The following is a 20,218-nucleotide window of genomic DNA, read 5'->3' on the forward strand; positions in this document are numbered from 1 at the left end:
GTTCCGGGCGCAGGGCGCGTGGGTGCGTTGTCGGCTCATCCCCGCGCATGCGGGGAACACGAGGCCTGACGCGGCGCGCGCAGCGGCGAGGGCGGCTCATCCCCGCGCATGCGGGGAACACTTCGACCTCGGCGCCGATCGCCGCGGCGAACGCGGCTCATCCCCGCGCATGCGGGGAACACGGGCGCCGCGCGGTCTGCGTAGCACATTGCTACGGCTCATCCCCGCGCATGCGGGGAACACATGGCGTATTCCTCCGGGCCGAGCCGCTCCATCGGCTCATCCCCGCGCATGCGGGGAACACAGGTTGCGGCAGGCCTGCCGCCAGTAGGTTTCCGGCTCATCCCCGCGCATGCGGGGAACACTCGACGGTCAGCCACCGTTCGCGCGGCGGCGCCGGCTCATCCCCGCGCATGCGGGGAACACGCGCAGGTCGCGCTCGACACCATCCGCGACGCCGGCTCATCCCCGCGCATGCGGGGAACACTCGAGATCCGCGAGGCCGTAGCCGATCGCGGCCGGCTCATCCCCGCGCATGCGGGGAACACTCCGGCAGCCACCACATGCCGAGCCCGTAGGCCGGCTCATCCCCGCGCATGCGGGGAACACGCCGCCGGCGGCGTAGACCGCCTCCTTGAGGACGGCTCATCCCCGCGCATGCGGGGAACACCTCCGCAAGCGCCGCCTGCAGCTGCACCGCTGCGGCTCATCCCCGCGCATGCGGGGAACACATCATCGGCGGCAACGTGGCCGCGCTCGGCGTCGGCTCATCCCCGCGCATGCGGGGAACACGTATCTGTATTCCTTGGTCGTGCCGTCCGCCAGCGGCTCATCCCCGCGCATGCGGGGAACACGCCCGCCCCATCACGGCGAGCAATTCGCGCGCCGGCTCATCCCCGCGCATGCGGGGAACACTGCGGCTGGTTGCACCACTGATCTCAGCCGGGCGGCTCATCCCCGCGCATGCGGGGAACACAACGCGGCCTGCCCGGCCTGAACGTGCATGGCCGGCTCATCCCCGCGCATGCGGGGAACACGGCGTGTTCGCGGCCGGTGGGCTGACCACCACCGGCTCATCCCCGCGCATGCGGGGAACACCTCGACGCCGGGTGGCGCGGGCCACTGTTCCACGGCTCATCCCCGCGCATGCGGGGAACACGACGGCACGGTCGCCGAACGGCGGTGGTATCTCGGCTCATCCCCGCGCATGCGGGGAACACGGCGCCGCGAGGTGGCGGCGCAGGCCCTCGATCGGCTCATCCCCGCGCATGCGGGGAACACCCCCACGCCAGCACTTCACCGAGCGGCACGACCGGCTCATCCCCGCGCATGCGGGGAACACACGCTGTTGCCGATCAGCCGCGTCACCGTGGCCGGCTCATCCCCGCGCATGCGGGGAACACTGATGAAGCCGCGGAGAAGAAGGCTACGGCGCCGGCTCATCCCCGCGCATGCGGGGAACACGGGCGAGGCGTAGACCAGCACGTCGGGCGGGTCGGCTCATCCCCGCGCATGCGGGGAACACCCATGCCGGGACGACGGCCTCCGCGGTGACGCCGGCTCATCCCCGCGCATGCGGGGAACACGCTCACCGCAAGGCGCGTCTGGATCAGGGCTTCGGCTCATCCCCGCGCATGCGGGGAACACTTCCCGGCCGCCGGGGACACATGGGTCTATGACGGCTCATCCCCGCGCATGCGGGGAACACTGATGACCAGCTTGACCGGGCACCCGAACTGGCGGCTCATCCCCGCGCATGCGGGGAACACACGGCCGAGCGCGCACGCGCCATCGCGCGCGTCGGCTCATCCCCGCGCATGCGGGGAACACTTGCCCATATAGTCGTTAGCCTTGGCATGCGCCGGCTCATCCCCGCGCATGCGGGGAACACCAGTGGGCGAGCGTCAGTGGCCCCGTCTCCGCCGGCTCATCCCCGCGCATGCGGGGAACACTGGCGGTGAGCTTGTCGGCACGGATGGAAAGCCGGCTCATCCCCGCGCATGCGGGGAACACGACCCCGCGGGGTCGGAACTGATCGGCGGCGCCGGCTCATCCCCGCGCATGCGGGGAACACACCACTACGAATGACCGCGTGAGCATTAGTTACGGCTCATCCCCGCGCATGCGGGGAACACACGCGGCGGACTTCTGATCCGCCGCGCGTCCACGGCTCATCCCCGCGCATGCGGGGAACACCAGTGGAGCCCGCTCCCCATGTCCACCAACCTCGGCTCATCCCCGCGCATGCGGGGAACACAACCCCGGCGTCGGCAGCAGGACGGTCGTGGCCGGCTCATCCCCGCGCATGCGGGGAACACCGCTGGTGATGTTGTCGGGGCTGCCCTCCGCGCGGCTCATCCCCGCGCATGCGGGGAACACCGCCGCAGCCGCGTTCGTGTTGCCGGCCTGCACGGCTCATCCCCGCGCATGCGGGGAACACTCATCGCCGCGCCCGGCTTCCCAGGACACCGGCGGCTCATCCCCGCGCATGCGGGGAACACCTGACGACGGGGGCGGGCGGGCGTTCATGCTGCGGCTCATCCCCGCGCATGCGGGGAACACGCCATTGTCGGCGGCCTGCGCCCCACGATCACCGGCTCATCCCCGCGCATGCGGGGAACACTCATGGATGCGGATGATCTGGCCAGAGAAGTCCGGCTCATCCCCGCGCATGCGGGGAACACATCCTGCTGGCGAACCTGCTGGATGAGCAGGGCGGCTCATCCCCGCGCATGCGGGGAACACCGGGATCGTGTCGCGGTCGAATGAGACGCGCGCGGCTCATCCCCGCGCATGCGGGGAACACGAACTCGGCACGCATGCCGAATTCCTAGGCGTCGGCTCATCCCCGCGCATGCGGGGAACACGGCTGTTGCTCTCCCCCACCCACAGCCGTCGGTGGCTCATCCCCGCGCATGCGGGGAACACGCGTCATAGCCGAAGCGCAGCGCCTCCCTCTCCGGCTCATCCCCGCGCATGCGGGGAACACTGCAATCTCGAATGGGTCACCCCACGCCAGCACGGCTCATCCCCGCGCATGCGGGGAACACTTGGTGATCTGCATCTCGCCCATCCGCGTCACCGGCTCATCCCCGCGCATGCGGGGAACACACATCGGCGGGGCGGGCGAGGCGCGCGGCTTCCGGCTCATCCCCGCGCATGCGGGGAACACCGGTCCCGCAGCGCGGCGCGCAGCGCGTCGGTCGGCTCATCCCCGCGCATGCGGGGAACACACGCACAGGCGCGGGTTCGGCGCCGTGGCGGTCGGCTCATCCCCGCGCATGCGGGGAACACGTCATGTCCTCGGCCGAGATGCTGTCGCGCTTCGGCTCATCCCCGCGCATGCGGGGAACACGCCGCCTCGTCCGCTTCGGGGAAGTCCATGTTCGGCTCATCCCCGCGCATGCGGGGAACACCCTCCGTCCACCGGATGCACCGCGATGCCCGGCGGCTCATCCCCGCGCATGCGGGGAACACGCTCGCCCACATCTCCACCGGAAGCCACGCCACCGGCTCATCCCCGCGCATGCGGGGAACACGCAGCCATCTCGTCGAGCGTCAGGCCAGCTGACGGCTCATCCCCGCGCATGCGGGGAACACCCACACGCGCCCGCGCCGCGCCTCGCTGTCCGCGGCTCATCCCCGCGCATGCGGGGAACACCCCATGCCGGTTGAGCACGGAACCACCGATGACGGCTCATCCCCGCGCATGCGGGGAACACGGTTCCACCATCACCTCCCCGCCTGCCGATGCCGGCTCATCCCCGCGCATGCGGGGAACACATCCAACTCCGCATCGCTCAGCCGCGCCAGGTCGGCTCATCCCCGCGCATGCGGGGAACACATCGCCGCGATGCTGTCCATCGACGGCGTGGCCGGCTCATCCCCGCGCATGCGGGGAACACCGATGAAGCCGCGGAGAAGAAGGCTACCGCGCCGGCTCATCCCCGCGCATGCGGGGAACACGTCGGCCGGCGCGCGGGCAGCGCGGCCGCCGCCGGCTCATCCCCGCGCATGCGGGGAACACGCCGAGGCCGAGGCGGCGGCGCGCGCCGAGGGCGGCTCATCCCCGCGCATGCGGGGAACACCGGGTGAGGAAATCGAGGCCGCTGGTCCAGTCCGGCTCATCCCCGCGCATGCGGGGAACACCTCGCGGTTGAACGACGATCCGTCCTGCGACGCGGCTCATCCCCGCGCATGCGGGGAACACACCTCCGCAACCGTGCGCTGGAAGGCGACGCGCGGCTCATCCCCGCGCATGCGGGGAACACGCCGGCGCCCGCGCGCAGATCGGATTCACCGGCGGCTCATCCCCGCGCATGCGGGGAACACGCGTGCCGCGCGAATTCAAGCTCCACATTCGTCGGCTCATCCCCGCGCATGCGGGGAACACCCGAGCGCGGCGTCGTAGATGCCGACCACCGCCGGCTCATCCCCGCGCATGCGGGGAACACCCGGTCACCCCGGAAACCGCCCGCCTGATGCGCGGCTCATCCCCGCGCATGCGGGGAACACAAGTCGGGCCGGTCAAGCCGGCGCGGCAACGCCGGCTCATCCCCGCGCATGCGGGGAACACTGCGCGCGGTCCCTTGACCGCTTTGCGGTATTCGGCTCATCCCCGCGCATGCGGGGAACACGGGTAGAGCGCCGCCTCGGCCTCCGCCGCTCGCGGCTCATCCCCGCGCATGCGGGGAACACTCCTCCGTGGACAGGCCCATTTCCTGGAACAGCGGCTCATCCCCGCGCATGCGGGGAACACTCTTCCTGCAACACACTGATCTACCTGACTGATTCGATTGTCAACGAACCCACCGGCCGGAACGCCCGTTCTCAGCCTTCCCCGCGTCCCATGCGGCGGCCCGGCTGGGAAGCTGGGCCAGGGGTGTTCGGCAGGGCGGCTTCGGCGGCGAAGCGCACCAGGCGGAAACCATCGAGGTCGGCTGGCACGCGCCGGTTCATCCCGCAGGTGTCGAAGTGGAAGCCGGCCTCGGTCGGGGCGGCCCAGGCGATCACCGCGTTGCCGTCCTCGATATGGGCGCAGACCTGCCCCCAGATCATCTCCCGCACGCGCCGCCCATAGGCGCCCACATAGACACCGGCCCGCACCTCCAGCAGCCACACCGCCAGCCGGCCGCGCAGGCGCGGCGGCGCGCCTTCAACCACGATGACCAGCATCGCCCATCCCGTCAGGCCCCTCGAAGGCCACCGGCATCGCCTCGGCCGGTGCGGCGGGCAGGGGCAGGCCACCCGCGGACAGCACCTCCTCCACCAGCGGCACCAGGCGGGAGAGGAGGTCGGCGCGGCGGAAGGCGTCGCGGCATCGGCGCCGCGTCTCGGCCACCGGATCGAGGACGGGCCGGCCATCCAGCGGGCGCCCGGCCTGTGCGGCGGCGGCAACCCGGAAAGCCTCGGGCACCACCGTCTCGAACTTCACGATGTCGGCGATGTCGTAGACGAAGCTCTGCGGCTTGCCGGTGTGCAGGAAGCCGATCGCCGGCGCATAGCCGGCGGCCAGCACCGCGGCCTCGGTCAGCCCGTACAGCGCCGCCGTCGCGGCCGACAGGCACCGATTCGCCAGGTCGGCGGCATCCCACTCGCCCGGATCGTAGACGCGCCCGTCCCACTTCGCCCCGTGCCGCCGGGCGAGCAGGCGGTACGTCTCGCGCACGCGCGCGCCCTCGATCCCGCGCAGCTGGTCCACTGAACGGCGGCTCGGCGCCTCCTCCCCGAAGCGGAGCTCGTACATCTTCCGCACGACGCGCAGCCGCGCCTCGTCATCGAGCGCGAGCCGCGCCTGGAGCAGCAGCCGGTCGGCCCGCGCGCCGCCGGGCTGGCCCGCGGCATAGAGCCGCACCCCTGCCTCCCCCACCCAGATCAGCAGCGTCCCCGCACGCGCGGCGAGCGCGACCGCGGCATGGCTGACGCGGGTGCCCGGCTCCAGCATCAGGCAGACCAGGCCGCCGATCGGGATGTGCGTGCGGACCCCGCCCTCGTCCACCATGACGAAGGCGCCATCCAGCACGTCGAGCCGCCCCCTCTCGACGAACAGGATCGAGGCGCGTTCCCGGATGGGAATGGGCTGGGGCGGCGGCAGGCCGGGCAGCGGCCGCGCGCTCACAGCGCGCCCCTCACCCGCGCGCCCACAGCGCACCCCTCATCCGCGCGCCCACAGCGCACCCCTCATCCGCGCGCCCACAGCGCACCCCTCATCCGCGCGCCCACAGCGCGCCCCTCATCCGCGCGCCCACAGCGCGCGACGGATCAGCATCAGCCCGCAGCCGAAGGCGCGTGCCCGTCCGAAGCCGGCAGCCAGAGCCGCGAGGAACGCGGCCGGGTCCCTCACGCGCAGCAGCCCCTCGAACTCGAGCACGCCGTACCGGATGGACCGGCCGCCCTCTCGCGCCAGGTCGAGCGTTTCGTAGCCATCGACGCCCGCCTCTCCCAGCACCTCGAAGCCATGCGCGGCGCCCTGCCGGTCCAGCCAGCCGCGCCCGGCCTCGACCACCGCCGCCGGCCGGGCCTCTGCCCGCGCGGCACTTGGCGGCAGCCGGTGCAGCGCGTCCATAACCACGTCGTGCCGCACTCCCCGTGCACCGGGCGCCGCGCCCGGCGGCTTGCGCGCCACCACCGGATTGGCGCGCAGCCGGAAGCCGAGCTGGTCGCCGGCCGACAGCACCGGCTCGAAGGGCCTGCTCTCGATCTCGAACAGGTCGTCGAGCGGGTTCGGCGGCCGCCGGGAGAGCGCGAGGAAGCTCCCCGCCCCTTCCTCCCGCCACAGGAAGTCCCGCCGCCGCCCGGCGCCGTCGGTGAACAGCGACCAGACCAGCCGGTGGGACGCCACCGCGCGGTCCCCGGCATCGGCCGGAACCAGCAGCCGTGCCAGCGCCGCCACCGGCGCATCGCCCCGCAGCCGCGCGCGGGAGAGGATCAGGCCGGTCACGGCGCCGCCACGCGCAGCACGCGTTCCTCCCGCAGGTCGAACTGCCAGCGCCGGCGCGACCGCGGCTGGTCGCGCCGGCGTTCGGTCCGCAGGCTCTCGTGCGGCGTGACGATGCGCTCCGCCTCCGCCTCGTCCAGCGTCACCGTCAGGGACCTGCCCCCCGCGCCGGCCAGCGCATCCCGCAGGGTGCGCCGCGGGCCGAGCGCGAGCCGCGCTTCCGGCCCCCCGGCATGGCGGGCGAGGAGTGCCGCCACCGCATCCGGCGCCTCGTCGATGGTGGGCGCCAGCGGCAGGCCGAGCGGGCAGGACTTGCGGCCGAGACAGGGCACGAAGGCGGGCCGGCGCATCGCCGCGGCCAACTCCTCCAGCGTCCAGCGCGGCGCCTCCCCGCGCGGCCAGAGCGCGGCCAGGTGCCAGGCACCGCTGCGGTAGTCCCGGCGGGACAGCACGGTGTTCCGCTCCGGCGCCGCCAGTTCCGCCGCGCGGGTGGCGTAGCGCCGGCCGCGCGCGGCGGAGGGCACCTGCGCGGTGTGGTAGTCGGCCAGCAGCAGCCCGGGCGCCTGGCACAGCAGCGCCAGCGCGTAGTCCCCCGCCAGCGATTCCTGTCCCGCATCGTCCTCCCTCTCGACGCCGAGGCAGGCGCCGAGGAGGCCGAGCACGGCCGAACGCGCCGGCCGGTCCCAGCCCGACCGGCGCTCGCCCACCGCGATGCCGCCGAAGCTGGCCAGCGGGGCGACGAGGGCGAAGGTCAGGAAGCGGGGCATGGGCAGGCCCGGCAGAATTCGGCGATCTCGGCGAGGCTGCCGCCCACGCCCGGCTGCATCACCTTCTCGCAGCGCCAGCCCTGGCCATAGGCGGCGTCGAGATCGGCGCGGAAGCGCGTCAGCGCCGCGATGGAGGCGGCCATCAGGTCCTCGCCCGTCACCGGGCGGGCGAAGGCGCCGGCCAGCGTGCGCGGCTGCGCATCGCCCCATTCGGCCAGCACGTAGCCGGCCCGGCCATGGGCGGCGAAGCTGTTCTGCTTGCCGCGCGGCGCGACCGTCGCCGCGGCTTCCGCCAGCGCGCCCAGCGCGATGCCGGCCAGCGCCTCGGCCCCCGCGTCGCCGCCGAGGTTTCGCAGGAGCAGCGCGCGGTCGACGCAGAGATACAGGTAGAAGACGCCCGAACCGAAGGCGGCTTCCCCCACGAAGCCGGCGCCGGCATCCTCGGCAGAGGTCTTCAGGTCATCGACCGCGGTGTAGTAGTCGTCCTCCACCGTCACCCGATGGGTGGTGATGGCATGCGCGACCTGCGCCGCGGCTTCGCGGTTGTAGTCGGGGTCGGCGGCAAGCATGCGGCCGAACAGCGCGATGTCGGCGGCGGTGTCGGCGCTGCGCAGCAGGCTGGCGGCCTTGGGATCGATCTTCTCGCCCGCCGCGGCGCGGTCCGCCAACGCCAGCGCGGCCGTGCGCTCCTCGGGGGAGATGAAGGCCAGCTGCTCGATGCGGGTCGGGTGGTTGTCCTTCGCGTCCTTCACCTTGCCGAAGATGCCGGCGATCTCGCGCGCGACCTCCGTGGCCTTCGCCTCCTCCATCCCTTGGGCGAGGAGGTGGTCGCGCAGCATCTCGCCGAGGCGCATGGTGCGCTGGCCCATGTGCCCGTCCAGCGCCTGCGCGAAGACCGCCGAGCTGCGCCAGGCGCGCTTCAGCGCCTGGGAGGACAGGCGCAGCCGCGTGGCGCCGCCCACCACCGCGGTCTTCGGCCGCCCGGTGTCGTCGCGGTTCAGGTTGGCGGGCGGGAAGAAGGTGAGCAGGTGGAGTTGCAGGAAGCGGCTCATGCGGCGTGTCCCTTGGGCGCGTCGGTGTTGGGCGAAGAATCGGCGTTGGGGGCGGGGTCGGCGTTCCAGTAGGCGAAGGTCCAGCGCCGCTTCACCTCTGCGGCGCGGTGGGGGTTGGTCCAGTCCAGCAGCGCGCGGGCGAGGTCCGTCGCATTGACCTTCCCATCCGCGAGCGCGAGCAGGCGGCGGAAGGCCGGCAGGCCTTCCTCGGCCGTCGTCGCCTCCAGCAGGCGGCGGAAGCGCAGCGGCTTGAGGATCGCCGTCTCCGGCTTGTCGGGCTGGTCCGGGCCAAGTTGGCGCGCCACCGGCGGCCCGCCCGCATCGGCGCGCAGATGCGCCAGCACCGCGGCGGCAAGCGCGACGGCGACCAGGTCCGCCGGATCATCGGCGCCGCAGCGGCGGTAGAGGTCGATCGTCGCGGGCTCGATCATCGCCTCCTCGACGGTGGCGCAGCGGCGCAGCCGGGCGAGCGCCGCGCGGTCCCCCTTGCGGCCCGCGGCGGGATCGGGCGTCAGCGCGGCCCACCAGGCGAGCGCCCCGCCAGGATTGCGGATCATGCGGCCTTCCCCTTCGTCTTCTTCGCCTTGGGCTGCGCTCTGGCGAAGCCGAGCATGTCGAACAGCGCCTCGCCATCCTTGCCGAAGCCGGTGAGGGCGAAGATCAGGTTGCGCCGCGCGCGGCCGATGCGCGGCGCGGCGCCGCCATTCTCCGCCGTCAGCGGCGCGGCTTCGTCGAACAGCCGCAGCGCGACCTCGCGCAGCCGGGCGAGCCAGCGCCGTTCGGCATCGTCGGGCCGCTCCGTCAGCAGCGCGAAGAACCCCTCCTCCGTCCCCTCCCACAGCCTCTCGCGGACCGAGGAAAGGAGTTCGGCATCGAGCTTCACCGTGGCGCCGGGGCTGAACAGGGCGGCGCGCACCGCGCCGCGCAGCAGGCCCGCGACATGGTTGGCCGAGCGGACAAGCCGGCTCGCGAGCGCGTCGAGCCGGTCCCGTTCGTCTGCCGACGGCGCGGCGGGCAGCGGCATCTCGCTCTCGACGAAGGCGCGGGCCTTCATGCTCTTCATGTCGTAGCCGGCTGCGAGCAGGCGTGCCTGCTTCGCATCGACACTCGCGCCACGTACTCCTCGCCACGTCGAGACGGCCGAGGCCGGCAGTTGCACTCCCTCGGGTGTGGCTACGACCAGGCCTATCCAATCCCGGTAACCGATCCCGCCCGGTTGACCATGCAGCGGGAAGTAGTCGCGGCTTGACTTGTCCTGGCGATGAGGTGTCAGGGGATGCATCTTGCCCCAACCGACGTATTTCACCCCGTTGGGCCTCTGCCGCCAGCTGCCGACGAGCACCGTGTCCTCGACACCAGTCAGTGGGCAGTGGTGCGGGCCGGCAGCATGAACGAAGTTGAGCCTGATGCGCCTCGGCATGCTCCAGAATGTCTGAAGCACATGGGAGTTTTCCGGCGTGGTGATTCGCGGTCCGCTCTCACCGATGGCTGGCGAGAGCCACGGGAGCACGCTGGGCAGCATTTCGGTCGGAGGAGGTCCATCGGCGTTGATCTGAACGTTGGCCCATACGGTCTGCCAGATCGTCGGCCGCGCCCCAGGCAGGACGAAAGTGGAAAGGGGACCACCCCCGCGGAGGCCCGTGAAATGCCCCCTTCCACCTTCCGGTGCCCAGCATTGCAAGGTGAACAGCGCCATGGCCGCAGCATGGCGCCCCAGGGCGTCCACGCGCGTGTGGCGCGTGAACATGCTGGCACTGCCAGCGGCGTCGATCAGAAGATCCTGGATAGGTTTGTCGTCCGAAACCAGGTCGCCGGACTCCTGCATGAAGCGCGGCCCCTCGCCATCCAGATTGAAGGCATGCGCGAGGGGCGCGAAGGCGGCATCCAGCGCGGAAGGATCGGGCGGCGCGTCCCAGCGGTCGAGCCAGGCATCGAGCCCTTCGGGCGGCGCGGCGGTGGCGAGCAGGCCGATCAGGAATTCGAGGCTGGCGATGCGGAAATCGGCGCGCGGCCAGTCGAGGTCTATGACGGGGTCCGCGACCTCGGCGATCTGCGCGGGGCGGATAAGGTCGCGCCGACCGCTGCGGCGGCGGACGGGAAGCCATGCATCCGTGAGAAGGTTCAGCGGTGGAGGCAGGCTCGAATCGCCGGTGTCCGTCATGCACGAAACAGAGAACGCCCGTTACGAATGGTCAACTACTTCGCCGGAAGTTCCTGCGTGGGTACGAGCTGCGCAGCGCGCCTCAGTCGAAGCGAAGCCCCGTGCCGGCATGATAGGCCGCAACCTGCGCGGTTCCGGACCCGTCGGTGACGTGGATGCGGAAACCCTCCTGCGCCCCAACCATCACCGCCAGCAGCAGCCGGTCCGACTCGCGCTCCCACCTCCCCCACCCTGCCTTCGCCGCCTCCGCCGCCGCTTCCAGACCTGCCGGGACGGCGCAGCCCGCCACACGCTGCCGCGCGACGCTCACCTCGGACAGCGCCCAGGCGCGATGCGGGTCGGGGTCTTCGGCATAGGGCACCACCGCACCGTCCCGCACCACCGCGAGCCGCAGCGTCACGGTCGGGCGGTCCTCCAGCCGCGTGGGCGTGCGGTCCTCCGGTTCCCAGAAGCCCGCGCTGCGGTCATAGGCGGGGGCGAAGGCCAGCACGTTCTGCCGCGCCACGGAGGTCGCCGCCGCATCCTTCCCCGCGGCCCGCCCCGCCGCCTTCGCCAGGGCCGCGGGCAGCGCATCGGGGGCGGCATCGTCGGAAGCCTCCTCGACCAGCGGGCGCATGTCGTCCGGCGTCGCGATGGCGCCGCGGCGGAACAGCGCGCGCGCCCCGCGCCACAGCAGCGCGGGGTCGCGGTAGACGGCTTCCGTGCCGGGCTGCGTGGCGCCGATCCAGTCGGCGGGGGGGTCTTCCACCGGCTCGGGCGAGACCACCAGCATCTCCGGCCCGGGCACCGGGCGCGGATCGCGGGCGTGCCGCCACAGCCGCCCCGCACGCTGGATCAGCAGGTCGACGGGCGCGAGATCCGTCACCAGCAGGTCGAAATCCAGGTCCAGGCTCTGCTCGATCACCTGCGTCGCCACCAGCACGCGCCGCCGCGCCTCGCCCCCGCTGCCACGACCGAAGCGACGCAGCACTTCCTCCTCGATCTCCAGCCGGTCGCGCAGGGCGAAGCGCGCATGGAACAGGATCGGGGCGAGGCCGCGCGCGCGCAGCGCCTCGGCCGCCGCGACCGCGTCGTCCACCGTGTTGCGCACCCAGGCCACCGCGGCGCCCGCCTGCGCCGCGGCCTCGATCCGCGCGACCGCCGCCGCCACATCGTCGACCCGCGTCACCACGACGCGCCGCGGCAGGCCCCTGCGCGGCGGGCAGGGCGTCTCGGCGACACCCCCGGCCGAGGCCAGCGTGACGAGCGGATAGGCATCGCATGCGACACCGGCGGGGGCCAGCGCCAATCCCCTGCGGAAGGCGTCCACCAGCCTGCCCCGGATCGCGCGCGGCAACGTCGCCGAGAGCAGCACGGCGGAGCCGCCGAGCGCGGCGTGGAATTCCAGCAGGGCCAGCATCTCGCGCTGCATGTAGGGATCGAAGGCGTGCACCTCGTCGATCACCAGCACCTTGCCGGCGAGTCCCTGCAGCCGCAGCGCCGCATGCCGCACCGGCAGCACCGCCAGCAGCGCCTGGTCCAGCGTGCCGACGCCGACCTGCGCCAGCAGCGTGCGGCGGCGGTCCTCCGCCAGCCAGGCGGCGCAATGCGCCTCCGCCGGCTCGTCCGCCGGGTCGGTCGCGCGCGGCGCTGCCGTGCCCGCCGCGGGCGATGGCGGTGCCTCCGGCCCGGCGGGAATGGCCGCGCGGAAACGGGGGTCGAGCGCCGCCCGCGCATGCGCCAGCGCCAGCGAGGGATGCGCCTCGGCCGCGAACAGCCCGCGATAGGCGCCGGCAAGCCGGCCGAACATCGCATTGGCGGTCGCCATGGTCGGCAGGGCGAGGAACACGCCCCCTGCCCGCCCCTCCGCGATCAGGCGATGCGCGAGCGTCATCGCCGCTTCCGTCTTGCCGCTGCCCGTCAGGTCCTCCACGACGGCGAGCACGGGGCCGGCGGGCAGTTGCACGCGCTCCGCCCAGGACTGCAGCGGGGAAGGTTCCTCGATGGCCGGGAACAGCCCGCGAAGGCCGCGGAACGGTGCGGGCCGCGGCGGGGACAGGCCCGCGGCCGCCAGGGCGGCGGCAGCGCGCGGCAGGGCATGGTCCCAGAAATAGGCGCCCGGCTCCGCCACCGCATCCGGCGGCACATAGGGGAACCAGTCCTGGCGGGACCCGATCCAGTCGGCCAATGTCACCAACCCGGCCAGCCGCCAGGCCAGCGCATGGACCTCGCGTTCGACGGGGCGAGGAAGCGGCGATGGCGCGAAGATGCCTGCCATGGACTCCACGAACCCGGCCGCGGCATCGAGGCAGGCGGCGCACAGCACATCGGGCCGCGGCGGCTGTTCGGGTGGCGGGGCCGGCGGGCGGCCATGATGTCCGGCCAGCGCACGCAGCAACGGCGCACGGTGCCCGCCGATCCAGGCGCGCCTCTCGCCGATCCGCGGCGGCAAGATGCGGTCGAGGGCGGAAGCCAGCGGGCCGGCGAGCATGCTGAAGCCCATCGCATCATGCTTCGGCCCCGCGGGCACGCCTTCGCGCGGCATCGCCCCGAGCACCGCGCCGGGCCAGCGTTCGGGAACCATGCCCTGGAACGGCCTGGAGAACTTGCCAATGTCGTGCAGCGCGACGAGGAAGCCGAGCGTGCCGCCCCCCATTCCGAACCCCTGCGGCCGCGGCAGCAGCACGGCAACCGCCGCGACGTCCAGCGCGTGCGCCACCAGCGGGTGCCACGGGACATCCCCGCCCACCTGCGCACGCGCCTTGCCCCAGAACTGCGCGGTCCCATCCAGCATCCGCAGGCCCCCCAACGCGGAGGTGCCATGGATGGCCGGCGCGGTCCATGCGCGTCACGGCACGGAAGCAGCGCAGAACCCGCGTGGTGCCCGGACGTTGCAGCCGCCAGGTAACGGGAGAGGGAGCGGCATGCAGAGCATCACCGGGACCATCCTGCTGGTGCAGGAGAGCCGCTTCCGGCTGCTGACCGGGCAGGGTCGGGCGGAGACCTTCCTGCTCTCCCACGCCGCTCCGATCGAGCCGCAGGACCTGACGCCGCTGGCGGGGCGCCGGGTGCGCGTGCGCTGCGAGCGCGCGCCGGGGCTGCTCGCCTTCGTCGCGCGGGACCTGCAATTGCTGGATGAGGAAGCCATCACGGCATGACGCAGCGCAGCCGGCGGCCCCGCCGCACCTTCGCCGACCGCGCGGCGCATTTCCTGCGCGACTGGTCCGTGCCGCGCCAGCTTGCGGGCCAGCCCGAGACGACCAAGGCGGCCGAGAGCGAGGCATCGCGCGGCCTGCGCCCGCGGCTGGAACAGGCGGACAAGGTCGGCACCTCGATCTGCCCCTATTGCGCCGTGGGTTGCGCGCAGCTCGTCCATGCGAAGGGCGGCAGGCCGATCGCGGTGGAGGGCGACCCGCGCAGCCCGATCAACCAGGGCACGCTGTGCCCAAAGGGCGCCGCGACCTTCGGGCTGATGACCAGCCCGCAGCGCCTGGACCGCTGCCTGCACCGCGCACCGGGCGCGACCGAATGGCGCGAGGTGGAGCTGGACTGGGCGATGGAGCGCATCGCGCAGCTCACGAAGCGCACGCGCGACGAGAGCTTCGTGACGCACCTGCCGGACGGCACCCGCGTCAACCACACCCTCGCCATCGCCTCGCTGGGCGGCGCGACGCTCGACAACGAGGAGAACTACCTCATCAAGAAGCTGTTCTCCGCCGGGCTCGGGGCGGTGTTCATAGAGAACCAGGCACGCGTCTGACACAACAATTCGGTGCCCAGTCTGGGTGCCACCTTCGGCCGGGGCGCGGCGACCATGCCGCAATGGGACCTCGCGAAGTCGGACGTCATCCTCGTGATGGGGTCCAACATCGCCGAGAACCACCCGATCGCCTTCCGCTTCGCGCTGCAGGCCAAGGCGCGCGGGGCGACGATCATCCATGCCGATCCGCGCTTCACCCGCACCTCGGCGCTGGCCGACATCTATGCGCCGCTGCGCGCCGGGTCCGACATCGCCTTCCTCGGCGGGCTGATCCGGCACGTGCTGGAAAACGACCTGTGGTTCCGCGACTTCGCGCTGGCCTACACCAATCTCTCGACCATCGTCGGGCCAGACTACAAGGGGCCGGAGGAGCTGGACGGCTACTTCTCCGGCTGGAACGAGGAGGGGCGCCGCTACTCGCCGGAGAGCTGGCAGTATGATGGCGTCGTCGTGCCCTCCTCCCTCGCGGAAGGCTATGTGGAGATCGAGGGCTTCGCCGAGGCGACGAAGCGCCTGCACGAGGGCCCGACGCCGAAGGACCCCAGCCTGCTCCACCCGCGCTGCGTCTACCAGGTCATGCGCCGCCACTTCGCGCGCTACACGCCCGGGATGGTGGAGCGCGTCACCGGCTGCCCGCGCGAGGTCTTCCTGAAGGTGGCCGACGCGCTGGTGCGCAATTCGGGCCGGGAGAGGACGGGCGCGATCTGCTACGCGGTGGGCTGGAACCACCACACAAAGGGCGCGCAGGTGATCCGCGCGGGCGCGATCCTGCAGGCGCTGCTCGGCAATGTGGGCCGCCCCGGCGGCGGGCTTCTGGCGCTGCGCGGGCACACCTCGATCCAGGGCAGCACGGACATCTCGACGCTCTACGACCTGCTGCCGGGCTACCTGCCGCAGCCGCACGCCTTCCGCCCGCACGACACGCTGGCGCGCTACCTGGAGGTCGAGACGAACCCCACCGGCTGGTGGCACAACTTCCCGAAATACTACGTCTCCCTCCTGCGGGCCTTCTATGGCGACGCTGCCACGCCCGCGAACGGCATGGGCCACGACCTGATGCCGCGCATCACCGGCAACCACTCGCAGCTTCCCCTGACGGTCGCGATGGACACCGGCGTCATCAAGGGCCTGTTCGTGATGGGCCAGAACCCGGTGGTCGGCGGCAGCAACTCGAAGCTCGTGCAGCGCGGGCTCGCGAAGCTCGAATGGATGGTGGTGCGCGACGTGGCGGAGACCGACACGGCATGCTTCTGGCGCGACGGCCACCTGGTGCGGGACGACGGGATGCGGCCGGAGGAGATCGGGACCGAGGTCTTCCTGATGCCGGCCTCGCTCTCCGGCGAGAAGGCCGGCTCCTTCACCAACACGCATCGCCTCGTGCAGTGGCACGACAAGGTGGTGGAGGCGCCGGGGGACAGCCGTTCGGAGCTGTGGTTCACCTATCACCTCGGCCGCCGCCTGAAGGAGCTTCACGCCGGCAGCGAGCGGGCGGAGGACGCGGCCATCCGCGCGCTGCTGTGGGACTATCCGGTGGATGCGAAGGGCGAGCCGGATGCCGAGGCGGTGCTGCGCGAGATCAACGGCTACACCTGGCCTGGCCGGGAGCAGGTCTCCTCCTTCACCGACCTGAAGGATGACGGCTCCACCGCCTGCGGGTGCTGGATCTACGGCGGGGTCTTCCCGGAGCCCGGACGCAACCTGGCGCGCAGCCGCGAGCCGGATGGGCCGGATGGGCCGGGCACGCATCTCGGCTGGGGCTACGCCTGGCCGGACAACCGCCGCACGCTGAACAACCGCGCCTCCGCCGATCCCGCGGGCCGGCCCTGGTCGGAGCGCAAGCGGCTCGTCTGGTGGGACGAGGCGGAGGGAGCCTGGAGGGGCCCGGACAAGGTGGATTTCCCCCCGACCAAGCGGCCCGACTACGAGCCGGACTGGTCGAGGAAGCCCGCCGGCATGGATGCGCTCTCGGGCACGCAGCCCTTCATCATGATCCCGGACGGCGTCGCGGGGTTGTTCGTGCCCTCCGGCCTCAAGGACGGGCCGCTGCCCGAGCACTACGAGCCCACGGAGACGCCGGTGCGCAACGCCTTCCACCCCGGGGTGGAGGGCAATCCCGCCGCGCCGCGCTGGGTCTACGACCGCAACCCGATCGCGCAGCCCGGCGACCCGCGCTTCCCGCATGTGCTGACCACCTTCCGGCTGACGGAACACCATTCCGGCGGCACGCCCACGCGCATCGTGCCCACCACGGCCGAGCTGCAGCCGGAGGGCTTCTGCGAGATCCCGACCGAGCTGGCGCGGAGCCTGGGCATCCGCAGCACGGACTGGGTCGTGGTCTCGACCCCGCGCGGCGAGATCGAGACGCGCGCGCTGGTCACCGACCGGCTGCGGCCCTTCACGCTGGATGGCGGGCAGGTCGTGCACCAGCTCGGCCTGCCCTGGCACTATGGCTGGTCCGGCTACGCCAGGGGCGATGTCGCCAACGTGCTGACCGCCGTGGTCGGCGACCCGAACACCGGCATGCACGAGAACAAGGCGCTGGCCTGCGCGCTGCGCCCCGGCCGCCTGGCAGGGAGGAGTGGCTGATGGACGGCACGGCGCCCGGGCGGCAGGAGGCGGAGATCACCGCGGGGGTGCGGATCGAGCCCGGCCGCAGCTACGGCTTCTTCACCGACACCACGCTCTGCATCGGCTGCAAGGCCTGCGAGGTGGCCTGCAAGGAATGGAACGGGCTGCCGGCCGACAACGTCGCGCTGACCGGCCATTCCTACGACAACACCGGCCGGCTCGGCGCCCACACCTGGCGGCATGTGACCTTCCTGGAGCGGGACGCGCGCGCGACGGAGATGCCGCCCTACCAGTCGGGCTGGCTGATGATGTCCGATGTCTGCAAGCACTGCGACCCGGCGCCCTGCCTGGAGGCCTGCCCCACGGGGGCCCTGTTCCGCACGGAGTTCGACACCGTGGTGGTGCAGCAGGACATCTGCAACGGCTGCGGCTACTGCGTGCCGGCCTGCCCCTTCGGCGTGGTGGAACTGGCGAAGGAGGACGGCAAGGCGCACAAGTGCACGCTCTGCTACGACCGGCTGAAGGGCGGGCTGGAACCCGCATGCGCCAAGGCCTGCCCCACCGACAGCATCCAGTTCGGCGTGGTGGAGGACCTGGTCGGGCGTGCGGAAGGCCGCGTCGCGAAGCTGAAGGAACAGGGCCAGGCGAACGCCTATCTCTACGGCACGCCGGGCGGGCCCGGCGCGACGGGCGGGCTCAGGCGCCTCAACGCCTTCTTCCTGCTGACCGACCGGCCGGAGCGCTACAACCTGCCGCCCGCCCCGTCCCGCCCCGCGCGCAACGCGCGGCCTGCCTTCCTGGCGGGCCTCGCCACGATGGCGGGGCTGGCCGTGGCGGCAGCGATCATCGGGGTGGGGCGGCGATGAGCGCCCCGGTGGAGAAGCCCGCCCTGCCGCCGGGCGTGCAGCCCGAATGGCGGGGCGAGACCTATCACGGCCGCCCGGTGACGAAGGCCAGCGGCTTCGACTGGAAGGTGTCCTTCTACATCGTCACGCTCGGCGTCGCGGGCGCCAGCCAGGTGATCGCCGCCATCGCCCGCGCACGCCCCGAAGGCGCGGGCCTGGCGCGGCGCGCGCGTCTCCTCGCGCTCGGCGGCAGCATCGTCGGGCCGCTGGTGCTGATCCGGCACCTCAAGACGCCACGGCGTTGGTACAACATGCTGCGGATCGCCCGCCCCACCTCGCCCATGTCGCTCGGCTCCTGGCTTCTCGCGGGCTTCGGGGCGCTGAGCGGCCTTGCTGCGCTGGGCGAGATGCTCGGCCGGCGGCTTCCCTTCGCGCGTCGTGTCGCGGATGCCGCACAGGGGCCGGCCGCGGTCGCGGGCGCGGGGATGTCCGTCTACACCGCCGGCCTGCTTGCCTCCACCTCCACGCCGCTCTGGGCCGCGGCGCCGGCACCGCTCGCCGCGCAGTTCGGCGCCGCCTCCATGGCGGGCGCGGCCTCCGCGCTCGCCCTCGCGCAGCGCGCGGCCGGGGAGGAGGCGAGCGCGCGGCGACTGGAGACGCTCGCGATGCTGGCCGGTGTGGCCGAGATGCTGGCGGCGCGCGAGACGGAGCGGCGCTGGGAGGCCAAGGGGCTGGACCGGCCGATCCGCACCGGCGAGGCGGGGGCGCTGAACGGGCTCGGCGGCAAGGCGCTGGGCATCCTGCTGCCGCTCGCGGCGCATGGCGCGGGCCGCGCGATCGGCGGGCGCGCCGGGACATTGCTACCCGAACTCGCCTCCTTCGCCATGCTGCTCGGCGGCGCGGCCATGCGCCATTCGGTGCTGCTGGCCGGCAATGAGAGCGCCTGCCGCCCGGAGCACGCCTTCCGCGTGACGCAGGAGGCGCGGCGATGACGGAGGTGTCCGGGGCGCGCCGGGCGGCGCTTGCGGCGCTGGACCGGTTGCTGGCCGACGCCCCGCCCTGCACGGCGCAGGAAGGGATGGACGCCGTGCGCTGTTCCGTCGCCTGGCGCGACGCGCTGGTGGCGCGGCGCCGGGCGCAGGGCGCCTCGCCCGCGCTGGATCGCGACCTGGCCCTGTCCAACGGCGTGCTCGGCCTCACCTGGTCGGGCGTGGTGCCCGTCAGTGGCTTCCGGCGCGAAAGGCTGGTCAAGGCGCGCGAGGCCCTGCTGGAAGCGGGCGGATGAGCGGCGCTGCAAGCCCGGCGCCGGATGCGCGCCCGCCGGGGAAGATCGCGGAGACCGCCAGCGCGAAGGGGGCGAGGAAGGCGGCGCTGGAGTGGCCCGTCCTTTCCGTCCTCGCGGTGCTGGCAGGCGCCTATATCGGCTTCGGCGGCCTGTTCTTCCTGCTCGCCCAGGCCGGGGCCGAGGCGATGCCCTACGGCGCTGCGCAGGTGCTGGGCGGGGTGGTCTTCTCGCTCGGCCTCATCCTCGTGCTGGTGGGCGGGGCGGAACTGTTCACGGGCAACACGCTGCTGGTCGTCGCCTGGGCGGAAGGGCGCGCGGGCTTCGCGCCGGTGCTCTGGGCGCTCGGCCTCGCCTGGGTGATGAACTTCCTGGGCGCCGTCGCGCTCGCGGCGCTCGCCTTCGTGGCGGATGTGCACATGCTGGGCGACGGCGCGCTGGGCGCGGCGGCGCTGCGGGTGGCCGAGCGGAAGTCGGAACTCGGCTTCGCCACCGCGCTCGCCAGCGGCGTCGCGGCGAACATCCTCGTCTGCCTGGCGGTCTGGCTTGCCTTCGGGGCACGCAGCGCGGCGGACAAGGTGCTGGTCATCGTGCCCCCCATCGCCGCCTTCGTCGCGCTGGGCCTGGAGCATTCGGTCGCGAACATGTCGCTGATCCCCTTCGGCTGGATGGTGCGCGACGGGGCCGGAGCCGGGTTCTGGGTGCAGACGGGCCTCGATCCGGCCGCCCATGCCGCGATCGGCCTCGGCGGGCTGTTCGGCAACCTGCTGCCGGTGACGATCGGCAACGTGATCGGCGGCTTCCTCGTCGGCGGTGCCTACTGGCTCGCCTATCTCAGGCCGAAAGGCGACTGACCCGCATCAAGCA

The 20,218-nt window shown here is 72.8% G+C and carries 14 protein-coding genes and 1 CRISPR repeat array (1 of these 15 running past the window's edge); of the genes, 6 read left to right on the forward strand and 8 right to left on the reverse strand.

The window, feature by feature from the left end; all coding sequences use genetic code 11:
* Window positions 1-4,759: a CRISPR direct-repeat array (repeat unit 29 nt; unit sequence CGGCTCATCCCCGCGCATGCGGGGAACAC) (it extends 945 nt beyond the left edge of the window).
* Window positions 4,760-4,830: 71 nt separating this feature from the next.
* The 8 genes from cas2e to cas3 form a co-directional block, all read right to left on the reverse strand.
* On the reverse strand, window positions 4,831-5,175 hold the full coding sequence (cas2e, locus tag ACK8OX_RS18320) for a type I-E CRISPR-associated endoribonuclease Cas2e (RefSeq protein WP_430665676.1): 345 nt from the start codon (window positions 5,173-5,175) through the stop codon (window positions 4,831-4,833).
* Window positions 5,156-6,118, reverse strand: a complete 963-nt coding sequence (gene cas1e / locus ACK8OX_RS18325) for a type I-E CRISPR-associated endonuclease Cas1e (RefSeq protein WP_430665677.1) — start codon at window positions 6,116-6,118, stop codon at window positions 5,156-5,158. Before cas1e ends, cas2e begins: the two co-directional genes overlap by 20 nt.
* A 114-nt stretch (window positions 6,119-6,232) precedes the next feature.
* Complete coding sequence (cas6e, locus tag ACK8OX_RS18330; RefSeq protein ID WP_430665678.1) at window positions 6,233-6,940, reverse strand: type I-E CRISPR-associated protein Cas6/Cse3/CasE; 708 nt, start codon at window positions 6,938-6,940, stop codon at window positions 6,233-6,235.
* Window positions 6,937-7,704, reverse strand: a complete 768-nt coding sequence (gene cas5e / locus ACK8OX_RS18335) for a type I-E CRISPR-associated protein Cas5/CasD (RefSeq protein ID WP_430665679.1) — start codon at window positions 7,702-7,704, stop codon at window positions 6,937-6,939. The genes cas6e and cas5e overlap by 4 nt, the downstream gene beginning before the upstream one ends.
* On the reverse strand, window positions 7,689-8,756 hold the full coding sequence (gene cas7e, locus ACK8OX_RS18340) for a type I-E CRISPR-associated protein Cas7/Cse4/CasC (protein ID WP_430665680.1): 1,068 nt from the start codon (window positions 8,754-8,756) through the stop codon (window positions 7,689-7,691). Before cas7e ends, cas5e begins: the two co-directional genes overlap by 16 nt.
* The gene (casB, locus tag ACK8OX_RS18345) at window positions 8,753-9,313 is read right to left on the reverse strand and encodes a type I-E CRISPR-associated protein Cse2/CasB (protein WP_430665681.1); all 561 of its coding nucleotides are present in this window, start codon (window positions 9,311-9,313) and stop codon (window positions 8,753-8,755) included. The genes cas7e and casB overlap by 4 nt, the downstream gene beginning before the upstream one ends.
* On the reverse strand, window positions 9,310-10,917 hold the full coding sequence (gene casA, locus ACK8OX_RS18350) for a type I-E CRISPR-associated protein Cse1/CasA (protein ID WP_430665682.1): 1,608 nt from the start codon (window positions 10,915-10,917) through the stop codon (window positions 9,310-9,312). The genes casB and casA overlap by 4 nt, the downstream gene beginning before the upstream one ends.
* An 82-nt stretch (window positions 10,918-10,999) precedes the next feature.
* Window positions 11,000-13,690, reverse strand: coding sequence for a CRISPR-associated helicase Cas3' (gene cas3 / locus ACK8OX_RS18355; RefSeq protein ID WP_430665683.1), 2,691 nt, complete (start codon window positions 13,688-13,690; stop codon window positions 11,000-11,002).
* A 130-nt stretch (window positions 13,691-13,820) separates the two neighbouring features.
* On the opposite strand from cas3, the gene ACK8OX_RS18360 reads away from it, so the two are divergent.
* From ACK8OX_RS18360 to ACK8OX_RS18385, 6 genes are read left to right on the forward strand one after another with little or no spacing between them, the layout of a single operon-like run.
* Window positions 13,821-14,054, forward strand: a complete 234-nt coding sequence (locus tag ACK8OX_RS18360; RefSeq protein WP_430665684.1) for a hypothetical protein — start codon at window positions 13,821-13,823, stop codon at window positions 14,052-14,054.
* Window positions 14,051-17,242, forward strand: a complete 3,192-nt coding sequence (fdnG, locus tag ACK8OX_RS18365; RefSeq protein WP_430665685.1) for a formate dehydrogenase-N subunit alpha — start codon at window positions 14,051-14,053, stop codon at window positions 17,240-17,242. Before ACK8OX_RS18360 ends, fdnG begins: the two co-directional genes overlap by 4 nt.
* Window positions 17,242-18,090: a 4Fe-4S dicluster domain-containing protein gene (locus ACK8OX_RS18370; protein WP_430665686.1), complete on the forward strand. Its 849-nt coding sequence runs from the start codon at window positions 17,242-17,244 to the stop codon at window positions 18,088-18,090. The genes fdnG and ACK8OX_RS18370 overlap by 1 nt, the downstream gene beginning before the upstream one ends.
* The gene (gene nrfD, locus ACK8OX_RS18375) at window positions 18,087-19,061 is read left to right on the forward strand and encodes an NrfD/PsrC family molybdoenzyme membrane anchor subunit (protein WP_430665687.1); all 975 of its coding nucleotides are present in this window, start codon (window positions 18,087-18,089) and stop codon (window positions 19,059-19,061) included. The genes ACK8OX_RS18370 and nrfD overlap by 4 nt, the downstream gene beginning before the upstream one ends.
* A complete protein-coding gene (locus tag ACK8OX_RS18380; protein ID WP_430665688.1) occupies window positions 19,058-19,354 on the forward strand; it encodes a hypothetical protein in 297 nt (98 codons plus the stop codon). The genes nrfD and ACK8OX_RS18380 overlap by 4 nt, the downstream gene beginning before the upstream one ends.
* The gene (locus ACK8OX_RS18385; RefSeq protein WP_430665689.1) at window positions 19,351-20,205 is read left to right on the forward strand and encodes a formate/nitrite transporter family protein; all 855 of its coding nucleotides are present in this window, start codon (window positions 19,351-19,353) and stop codon (window positions 20,203-20,205) included. Before ACK8OX_RS18380 ends, ACK8OX_RS18385 begins: the two co-directional genes overlap by 4 nt.
* Window positions 20,206-20,218: the final 13 nt, after the last annotated feature.

The sequence above is a fragment of the Falsiroseomonas sp. CW058 genome (assembly GCF_050563535.1).
In the GTDB taxonomy this organism is placed as follows: Bacteria; Pseudomonadota; Alphaproteobacteria; order Acetobacterales; family Acetobacteraceae; genus Falsiroseomonas.

Bases quoted from the DNA above. Each gene is read 5' to 3' on its own strand.
- cas2e (WP_430665676.1), bottom strand. From the start codon at position 5,175: ATGCTGGTCATCGTGGTTGAAGGCGCGCCGCCGCGCCTGCGCGGCCGG.
- cas5e (WP_430665679.1), bottom strand. From the start codon at position 7,704: ATGCCCCGCTTCCTGACCTTCGCCCTCGTCGCCCCGCTGGCCAGCTTC.
- cas7e (WP_430665680.1), bottom strand. From the start codon at position 8,756: ATGAGCCGCTTCCTGCAACTCCACCTGCTCACCTTCTTCCCGCCCGCC.
- casB (WP_430665681.1), bottom strand. From the start codon at position 9,313: ATGATCCGCAATCCTGGCGGGGCGCTCGCCTGGTGGGCCGCGCTGACG.
- casA (WP_430665682.1), bottom strand. From the start codon at position 10,917: ATGACGGACACCGGCGATTCGAGCCTGCCTCCACCGCTGAACCTTCTC.
- cas3 (WP_430665683.1), bottom strand. From the start codon at position 13,690: ATGCTGGATGGGACCGCGCAGTTCTGGGGCAAGGCGCGTGCGCAGGTG.
- ACK8OX_RS18360 (WP_430665684.1), top strand. From the start codon at position 13,821: ATGCAGAGCATCACCGGGACCATCCTGCTGGTGCAGGAGAGCCGCTTC.
- ACK8OX_RS18370 (WP_430665686.1), top strand. From the start codon at position 17,242: ATGGACGGCACGGCGCCCGGGCGGCAGGAGGCGGAGATCACCGCGGGG.
- nrfD (WP_430665687.1), top strand. From the start codon at position 18,087: ATGAGCGCCCCGGTGGAGAAGCCCGCCCTGCCGCCGGGCGTGCAGCCC.
- ACK8OX_RS18380 (WP_430665688.1), top strand. From the start codon at position 19,058: ATGACGGAGGTGTCCGGGGCGCGCCGGGCGGCGCTTGCGGCGCTGGAC.
- ACK8OX_RS18385 (WP_430665689.1), top strand. From the start codon at position 19,351: ATGAGCGGCGCTGCAAGCCCGGCGCCGGATGCGCGCCCGCCGGGGAAG.